The sequence below is a fragment of the Collinsella sp. TM04-29 genome (genome assembly GCF_003466565.1).
GTDB lineage: Bacteria > Actinomycetota > Coriobacteriia > Coriobacteriales > Coriobacteriaceae > Collinsella.
In genome coordinates this window covers 1-588 of sequence record NZ_QSPW01000016.1, presented here as the reverse complement: position 1 = coordinate 588, position 588 = coordinate 1, and the positions used below count along the sequence as shown (strand labels likewise).

Below are 588 nucleotides of genomic sequence, written 5' to 3'. Positions count from 1 at the left end.
TGCCCGCGGGGCGCGCCCCGCGGGCGGCGGCGTGGCCGCCGCCCTCCTTCCCGGCACCCGCCCGGCCGCCCCCGGGGACCTCACGCCACGGAACCGGGCCATCTACTACGTTTGGCCCACATCCCCCGACCATGACGTCTCGGGCAAAAATAAATCCGCAGGTAGACGGCCTGCGGTTTTCGCGAAATACGGGGTATGGTCGAGGGGTCGGGGCTAAACGTAGTAGATGGGCCGGTTCCGTGCGGCAGCGTCGCGCGCAGCCGACCGAGGGCGCCCGGAAGTGAGTAGGCAGGCTATTTGTAAGTGAAAACCACTGCGATGAAAAAGAAAACAGACCAGACATATTGCCTGGTCTGTTGAAAAACCTGGTGGGCCCTCCGGGATTCGAACCCAGAACCCAGGGATTATGAGTCCCCTGCGCTAACCGTTGCGCCAAGAGCCCTTATGATTAGTGGTTGCAAAGGTAATGGAGGACTTCCGTGTAGAGAAGCGTTGCACCACGTCGTGAAATACTACCATGCTCGCGGCACCCGTTCAACGCACGATCTTGTCGACCAGGAGGATCATGGTGCCGCCTTTGACCTTGTG

General features: G+C 61.2%; 1 tRNA gene. It reads right to left on the bottom strand.

The features are described from left to right. Window positions 1-366: 366 nt before the first annotated feature. Window positions 367-442, bottom strand: a tRNA-Ile gene (locus tag DXD39_RS10050). Between the last annotated feature and the right edge of the window lie 146 nt (window positions 443-588).